At 35.9% G+C, this 6346-nt stretch carries 4 protein-coding genes and 1 rRNA gene; 4 read left to right on the forward strand and 1 reads right to left on the reverse strand.

Annotated features, from left to right (window positions below; translation table 11 throughout):
* Positions 1-33: 33 nt before the first annotated feature.
* The 3 genes from pstC to AC1DKZ_RS20245 all read left to right on the forward strand — a co-directional run bounded on the left by pstC (position 34) and on the right by AC1DKZ_RS20245 (position 2515).
* Positions 34-924, forward strand: coding sequence for a phosphate ABC transporter permease subunit PstC (gene pstC / locus AC1DKZ_RS20235; RefSeq protein WP_219301280.1), 891 nt, complete (start codon positions 34-36; stop codon positions 922-924).
* A 2-nt stretch (positions 925-926) separates the two neighbouring features.
* The gene (gene pstA / locus AC1DKZ_RS20240) at positions 927-1847 is read left to right on the forward strand and encodes a phosphate ABC transporter permease PstA (protein ID WP_219300024.1); all 921 of its coding nucleotides are present in this window, start codon (positions 927-929) and stop codon (positions 1845-1847) included.
* Positions 1848-1987: 140 nt separating this feature from the next.
* On the forward strand, positions 1988-2515 hold the full coding sequence (locus AC1DKZ_RS20245; protein ID WP_476996937.1) for a P-loop nucleotide/nucleoside kinase family protein: 528 nt from the start codon (positions 1988-1990) through the stop codon (positions 2513-2515).
* Positions 2516-2564: 49 nt separating this feature from the next.
* On the opposite strand, the gene AC1DKZ_RS20250 is transcribed toward AC1DKZ_RS20245, so the two are convergent.
* Complete coding sequence (locus AC1DKZ_RS20250) at positions 2565-5609, reverse strand: efflux RND transporter permease subunit (protein ID WP_476996938.1); 3045 nt, start codon at positions 5607-5609, stop codon at positions 2565-2567.
* 672 nt (positions 5610-6281) lie between these two features.
* Between AC1DKZ_RS20250 and AC1DKZ_RS20255 the strand changes: the two genes are divergently transcribed.
* Positions 6282-6346, forward strand: a 16S ribosomal RNA gene (locus AC1DKZ_RS20255); the annotation flags it as partial.

The following is a 6346-nucleotide window of genomic DNA, read 5'->3' on the forward strand; positions in this document are numbered from 1 at the left end:
CAATGCAATCTATGAAGTGGGGTCTGTCCTGTGATGAAGGGGAAAAAACAAATTAATTACGTAAAGAGTGAATATATAGGTAGATCACTTGTTACGTTTTGCGGTATCTTTATTGTTTTTATTACATTAGCTATTATTGCGTTTATTTGCGGCAAAGGAATTCAATCTTTCACGCAAAGTGGTATCTCGTTTTCTGAGGTGTTAACTTCGACAAAATGGAATCCAAATGCTGATCAAGGTACGTATGGTGCTGTAATCTTTATTGTCGGTTCGACACTTGTGTCGTTAGGTGCTGTTATCATTAGTGCACCAATTGCTATAGCTCTTGCTATATTCATGAATTTAATTTCGCCGAAGTTTGGGAATAAAGTATTAAAGCCTGTTTTAGAATTATTAGTTGGTATTCCATCAGTTGTATACGGATTATTAGGGGTTACGATTTTGGTTCCTCTATTACGTGATTCATTCGGTGGAGTGGGCTTTAGTTTAATTGCGGGTATTATTGTCCTGAGTATTATGATTTTACCTACTATTGCTAGTATTGCCTCTGATGCGATACGCTCTGTTCCGTTTGATTACTTGGAAGCTTCTTACGGTCTAGGATCGACGAAATGGCAAGCGATTAGCCGAATTATTGTTCCTGCTGCAAAACAAGGAATTTTAACAGGTATAGTTTTAGGGTTAGCGCGTGCTTTTGGTGAAGCGTTAGCGGTTCAAATGGTAATCGGGAACACGATTAAATTACCGGAAGGAATATATAGTCCAACAGCAACGTTAACTGGTATTCTAACAATGGATATGACGAATACATTGAACGGAACAGCTTGGAACAATGCGCTATGGACGTTAGCAATGATTTTACTTGTTATTTCATTCCTGTTTATTTTAGTAATTCGAGCGATTGGTCAAAGAGGTGAGCGATAATAATGAATGCAAGAACGGTAAATAAAGTTTGGACAGGTATCTTTTATGGGGTTGCAGCTTTAGTTGTAGCTTTGCTGGCTTTTTTAATGTACGAAATTCTACAAAAGGGATGGGGATTTTGGGATCCTAGTTTCTTATTCGGAGAACCAAGCAATACAAGAGCTGGTGGGGGAATTGGTCCACAGTTATTCAATTCTTTCTACATGCTTGTTATAACACTTATTATATCTATTCCTCTTGGATTAGGGGCTGGAATATATTTAGCGGAGTATGCAAAACAAGGTCGTTTTTTAAGTTTTGTTCGTTTATGTATTGAAACAATGGCGTCTTTACCTTCTATTGTTGTTGGACTATTTGGCTTATTAGTATTTGTTACCATGACAGGCTGGGGATATACAGTAATGGGTGGAGCTCTTGCTTTAACTATTTTGAATTTGCCTGGTTTAACACGTGTTTGTGAAAATGCGATTTCTGAAGTTCCTCATAATGTAAAAGAGGCGAGTCTTGGACTAGGTGCAACGAAATGGCAAACAATTGCCCGCATCATTATCCCGTCTTCGTTACCACAAATCATTACAGGTATTATTTTAGCGGCAGGCCGTATATTCGGTGAAGCTGCGGCGCTAATTTATACAGCGGGTTTAACATCACCTATTTTAAATTCAGCAGCGGACTTCTCGAGCCCCTCGCATCCTTTAAATCCATTTAGACCAGCTGAAACGTTAGCTGTTCACATTTGGAAATTAAACTCTGAAGGGATTATCCCGGATGCGAAGTTAATTGCAACAAAATCTGCAGCTGTATTAATTATTATGGTATTACTCTTTAATATCATTTCTCGTTTCGTAGCATCTGTATTACAYAAGCGTTTTACAGGAGCGAAAAGAAAAAGTAAAACGACGAAGAAGGTAAAAGTGGCATAAGTTGAAGATGAAAACTCTCTGTTTATAAAACAGGGAGTTTTTTTACGGTCAATTTTGTTGTTGGCAGGAAAAGAAGAAGAGTGACCGAATGGGTAACTTAATATATAGAAATTCGGCTGAAAATAGGGAGGGGTTTGGAAGTGTTTTTTCTGCAAATATCGGGGTTTCCTGGATCTGGGAAATCGACACTTTCTAAGTATATCGCTAAATTAACAGGTGCTGTTATTGTAGATCATGACGTCGTGAAATTAGCTTTATTAAAATCATTAAAGGAAAAAGGTGTTGAACCAAAAGTGGTTGGGGGAATCTCCTATGATATTGAGTGGGAACTGATCGATTTTTTGTTGGAGCAAGAGCACAGTGTGATATTAGATAGTCCGTGTCTCTACGAAGGGATGGTTAAAAAAGGAATAGATTTATGTCGGAAGTATGGTGCTACATATAAATATATTGAATGTTATCTTAATAATATAGAAGAAATTAATCGTAGGTTACAAACCCGTGAACGTAAGATAAGTCAAATTACAAAAGTAGAATCAGAAGTAGCATTTCAAAAATGTCTGGCTGGCAGTAAAAGGCCTTTACATGGTGAATATCTTATTGTGGATTCTGGAGAGCCGCTAGAGAAGTATGGTAAAAAAGTGATGGATTATATTATGGATAGGTAGAGGGATAAAAAAGGCGTTATCTTCATAATTGAAGATAACGCCTTTTAGTTTAAATATCAGGTGTTTCTGTAGAAGTACTTATTTTTCTACGGGAACGTCTTTTTCTCCCGATTTTATCTAATAGTTCATACATAACGGGAACGACTACTAATGTAAGAACGGTTGAGACTGCCAAACCACCGATTACAACGACGGCCAGACTTTTCGATACCATACTTCCTGCTTGAGATTGCCCGAAGAGGAGTGGTAGCATAGCGACGATTGTTGTTATAGCTGTCATAATAATTGGGCGTAATCTAGTAGATCCTGCTTCTAGTAAGGCTTCTCTTGTTTCCATACCGTTTTCCCGATTTTGTTGCACTCTTTCTATTAATACAATAGCATTTGTAACGACAATCCCGATTAACATTAATGCACCGATTAATGAATTTACGTCAACAGGTGTTCTTGAAATGATTAATCCTAAAATACCGCCGACAGCAGCTAATGGTAAAGAGAATAAAATCGCGAAAGGAGCACGTGCTTGCCCGAAGGTGATAACCATAATTAAATATACAATCCCAATTGCAATCCCCATAATTTTGAATAAATCTGTGAAGTTCTCTTGCATAGATTCAGTAGCACCTGCGATATTTACTTTTGCCCCGTTAGGTAAATCTAAGTCGGCTATCGCCTTGTTTACTTCTGCGCTTACTTTGCTTAAATCTTCACTTGAAGCTTCTGCGGTAATTTGAATCGTTTCTTTCCCATCTTTATGGAAGATTTCCGTTTGAAGTTGTTTTTCTGAAATAGTTGCAATGTCTTTTAAAGGAATTGGTCCATTAATAGGTGATAGTATGTTTGTGTTTAAAATATCTTCTTGTTTGTTAATGGATGTCTTTTTATGCTCTATCATAATAGTTGTTTTTTCATTATTGATTGAAATTTCCCCGATAGGAGATTTCTTCATAAGGAATGATACTTGTTGTGCTGCTAATTCTGGTGTTAAACCGTGTTKTTCCGCTTTTGTTTGATCGATATGAATTTGCCATTCTTTTTTAGAGTCTTCCATATTTGTTTTTACTTTAGAGAGATCGTCCATACCTTTTAGTTTTGTTTCGACGATGTTAGCGGCCTTTTTTAAATTTGTTTCGTTAGTAGCGGTTACGTTAAATTGTAAGTTGTTTCCGCCTCCAGAGTCAGAGTAACTCGTTTTTATATAATCAAGTTCAGCTGGTTCAAAAGTATTATGATCCTTTTTTAATTCTTTAATATATTGGTCGATATTAGATCCTTTTTTAAAGACTACAAATATAGTTGCAAGATTGTTTTGAGTTGTCTGTCCCCATTGTGCATCTTCTGCGCTAGATCCCATTCGCAAAATAACATCTGTTACATCAGAATTAGAGAGGAGTTTCTTTTCGAAATCAAAGGCTTTTTGTTTTTTAGCTTCAGAATCATAATCACCTGGAAATGTCATGTTAACGGAAAGCATTGTATCGTCCTCAGACTTTATGTTCGCTTTCGGAAGTAGTATGTAGGCTGCAATTGATCCTGCAAATAATAAAAAAGAAGTGAGTAGAATGATAAACTTATGAGAAAGAGCCCACTTTAATGTAGCGACATATCGCGGTGAAGAATGTGAATTGCGACGTTTTGTTTTTTTGAGCAGTAAAAAAGCCATAAGTGGAACGACTGTTAATGCCACAATTAAGGAAGAAAGTATAGAATACACAACTGCTAACACCATAGGTAACATTAGTTTTCCGATTACTCCCGATACGAGACCGATAGGTAAAAAAACGGCGACTGTCGTTAAAGTAGAAGAGGTAATTGCGACGGCGACCTCTTTTGTTGCATCGAGAATAATATCTTTAGAGAAAGATTCTTTTTGTAAACGACGGAAAATATTCTCGATGACAACGATACTATCATCGACGAGACGTCCAACTGCAACGGCTAAGCCACCAAGAGTTAGAATGTTAAGTGTGATGTTAGATTGATGGAGTAAAAATAGTGTTAATAAAATAGATAATGGAATACTAACGACAGCGATGAGTGTTGTTCGGAAGCTGCGTAAAAAGATTAAGATAATGAGAGTTGCAGCAATTGCCCCAAGGATTACTTCTTTTCCCATACTAGTAACAGCATTTTCAACTTGCTCATGAGTTGAAGCTAAAAGTTTAATAGAGAATTGATCTTTATATTGCTTGCTTATATCTTTAATCTTTTTATCAATCTCTTTTCCGATTGCAACCGCATTTTTACTCGGCTCTTTCATGATGATTAATCCTGTTCCTTCTTCCCCGTTTATGTGCGAGATTGTATCGTAATGTTGTTTTAATTCAATTTGAGCAACATCTTGTAATTTTACTTGAGGTGTAACGGTGATGTTTTTTATGTCATTTACATTTTTTATATCCCCGATGACACGAAGATTGTATTCTGCCTTATTAACGGTAATTGCTCCGGCTGGAGTGGAAGTTTCTTTTCCTTGTAAAACTGTTAATACTTGCTGTGATGTTACGTTTTTATCTTTTAGTTGGTTAGGATCAAGTACGATGGATAATTCGGAAGTTGATTTTCCGAAAAACATAACATTGGCAACACCATCAATGCTTTCGAGTTGTGGTACGATTTCTTTCTCAATTTGTTTTTCGTCAGCTTTTGAAAATCCGTTTTGCTTCTGGATGGTAATTTGAGCGAGTGGAATCATAGAAGTGTTTAATTGGCTAACAACAGGTTTAGTTACATCTTTAGGTAATTTAATCGTATTAATTGTTTTTTCGACTTCGCGTGCCGCGTCTTTCATATTTGCCTTGGATGTATATGCAATGTCGATGCGTGATAATCCCTCATGTGTGGAAGAAGTGATGCCATCGATATGTTCTAAATTACGAAATTGTTTTTCAAGGGGATCAGTTACGTCCTTGGTCATCGTTTCAGCATCGAGCCCTTGAGATAATGTCGTAACAGTTATTGCAGGGTTATCGATGCTTGGTAAAAATTCCATAGGTAATTTAGAGCCGGAATAAACACCGAGTATGGAAATGAGAAAAACCATGATAATAATAGCGGCGCGGTTTTTTAATGAAAATTTTGTTAACCTATCCATAAAATAATTCCTCCATTAGTTTATTTATAGTTTTGTGGGCACTTTCTTACTATATAACAAAAATTGGATATCTTTCATTAATTAAATGTAAAAAAATTCTAACAATAACCTTAAGTTAATATTTCGAGGGGAAGTTTGTTATTTGTGGAAGCAAAATTCCTGATTGGAGAGAAAAATCAGGAATTAAAGTTTTGCTCTAGTATAGTGGCCTCGTTTTTTGTTACTCTACATTTAAATAATTATTTGTCCTTCTTAAGTAGAACTATGGTAATTATAAAATTTAAAAAAGAGAAGACTAAAGGTTAGGAAGTTATTGTGAAATACTGCCTGGTTGATGATAGTGTATAGTAACTTGTATACAATCAAAATGAATGTTTTTAGTAGAAAGGATAAGGGTTCTTTCTATAGAAGAAAGTAGGATAGATAACTTTTTGTATTTTTTTATAAAAAATACTTGTTATTTAAAAACCATGATGGTATATTAATAAACGTCGCTGATGCGGAAACGCAGAAAACGACAAAAAAGAAAATTAAAAACATAGTTGACATCGAAAAATGAAGATGTTAATATGATGAAGTCGCTTTTGAAGCGGCAGACAAGTTCTTTGAAAACTGAACGAAACAAACAACGTGAACGTCAATTTTTATTTTTAGATGCTAGACAAACTAACTTTATTGGAGAGTTTGATCCTGGCTCAGGATGAACGCTGGCGGCGTGCCTAATACATGCAAGTCGA

The sequence above is a fragment of the Bacillus sp. 05T21 genome, from assembly GCF_056396785.1.

Excerpts from the sequence above, each read along its gene's own strand:
- pstC (WP_219301280.1), top strand. The coding sequence starts at position 34 with ATGAAGGGGAAAAAACAAATTAATTACGTAAAGAGTGAATATATAGGT.